Raw genomic sequence first — 1,816 nt, forward strand, 5'->3', positions numbered from 1 at the left:
TGCAGAGGGTTTTAAAGAGTCAATGCGAATTGTATTTGATGAGCACCTGAGGCAATGGAATTATACTGCCATTCCTGACGCAACAACTTTATAAGTTGCCTAAGTTATTTCATGCACATTCCTAAGTTGTCTAAATTTGATCTAATAAAAGGCTTTAAGCGAATGTTTGGCATGCAAGGCTTGGTCGAATTACTTAAAGCATTATTGAAAACCAGCTTGATTTTATTTGTCGCTAAAATTTTATACGATATTTATTTGCCTGAATTTATGGGGTTAAGTAATGAATCCGTTAACAGTGCTATTTATCATAGCGCTGATATTCTGATGTATTGTTTATTGATTTTAAGTTCATCTTTATTTTTATTAGTCATGATAGATGTACCTTATCAGCTGTGGAAATATAAAAAAGACATGATGATGACTAAGCAGGAGGTTAAGGATGAGCATAAAGAATCAGATGGAAACCCACAAGTAAAAGGCCGAATTCGTCAATTACAAACGGCAATGGCACAAGGCCGAATGATGAATGACGTACCTGAAGCTGATGTTGTGGTGACGAACCCCGCACATTTTGCTGTGGCACTAAAATATGATGCTGGCGGTTCTGGTGCTCCCATTTTAGTGGCTAAAGGAACAGATTTAATCGCTGCTCAAATTCGTAATATTGCGACCGGTGCCGATGTTCCTCTCGTAGCAGTACCCCCTTTAGCTAGAGCCTTATACTACTCGACGGAAATAGGTGAAGAGATCCCATCTGGCTTATTTTTGGTGGTTGCTCAAGTTTTATCCTATGTCTTTCAGTTAAAAGCAGCTAAAACAGGTTTTGGAGAAAAGCCTAGTATGCCTGCTAACTTAAAAGTGCCTGATGAGTTCAGGCAGAGTTAAATAGAGCATATTAAAATGAAATTAATAAAAGGCATCATTAGTATTTTAGTTGTTAATTTAATGGCTTGTACGCAACAGGTGGCCGTTAAACCTGCTTGTTTGTTTTCTGGCCAGCAAATAGCACCCAGCTGGATTTGTGATAAAGCTTATGCTGATTTAGCGATTCAGGCAGTAGGTCAGTTTGAGCGGTCATTTGGTGGGCGTAATTATATGCTAGATATGGCTGAAATTGCGGCAAAAAAGCAGCTGGTTAAGCGCTTTAGGTCTGAAGTTGCAGATAAAATTAGTTTGTATGCACAAAGATATGAGCTAAATAGTAAGCTTATTGATGCGTTAATTGTTAGTGCAAATAAACATATTGATAGTGGATGCTTAGCAGGAGCTAAAGTCTATCTAACGGAGACAGGGCCAGAAGGCGAGGTTTATGTTTTAGTCGGTTTGAATCGTTCTGCCGCGAAAGCTTTAATAGAGCAGGTCGTTGTGAATAGCATGCAGAGCGAAAAAGATCTATGGCAGATACTTAAAACTCAAAAGTTAGATATACAATTAGCTAATGCTATAGCGACAATTACAGATTAATTATTCTTTTGGTGTAAAAACTCTAGTCATAGTAATGGCTGAAGCTTATATATTATCAAGAAAAAACAAGGGAAGCATTGCGCTTCCCTTTTTATTGTTTAGAATGTCTTATCGAAGTGCTTTTTAATTTTTTAGAAGATATAGATTGATGGATATTTCAAATTCAAATTCACGGCAACCTGATTTAGACTGGAGCCAAGTACGAGAAACGGTTAAATTATTAACGCTAAGTACCCATGTAAAATTAATTTAACCTTTATGAAAAAGCCACTTTATGACTTCCGCCAATATTTTTAAGCACATTGAACAGCTCTCGCTCTAACGACTGATAAGATTCATAGGCTGAAAAAGG

At 37.2% G+C, this 1,816-nt stretch carries 2 protein-coding genes; both read left to right on the forward strand.

Annotated features, from left to right (window positions below):
• Nucleotides 1–111: 111 nt before the first annotated feature.
• On the forward strand, nt 112–885 hold the full coding sequence (gene flhB, locus BQ7314_RS06410; protein WP_174482877.1) for a flagellar type III secretion system protein FlhB: 774 nt from the start codon (nt 112–114) through the stop codon (nt 883–885).
• A 15-nt stretch (nt 886–900) separates the two neighbouring features.
• Nucleotides 901–1,464 (forward strand): hypothetical protein, encoded by a 564-nt coding sequence (locus BQ7314_RS06415; RefSeq protein WP_174482878.1) that lies wholly within the window; start codon nt 901–903, stop codon nt 1,462–1,464.
• The last annotated feature ends 352 nt before the right edge of the window (nt 1,465–1,816 follow it).

The organism is methanotrophic endosymbiont of Bathymodiolus puteoserpentis (Logatchev), assembly GCF_900128525.1.
Taxonomy (GTDB): Bacteria; Pseudomonadota; Gammaproteobacteria; order Methylococcales; family Methylomonadaceae; genus Methyloprofundus.

Coding starts and splice junctions, on each gene's coding strand:
- flhB (WP_174482877.1), top strand. CDS start 112: ATGCACATTCCTAAGTTGTCTAAATTTGATCTAATAAAAGGCTTTAAG.
- BQ7314_RS06415 (WP_174482878.1), top strand. CDS start 901: ATGAAATTAATAAAAGGCATCATTAGTATTTTAGTTGTTAATTTAATG.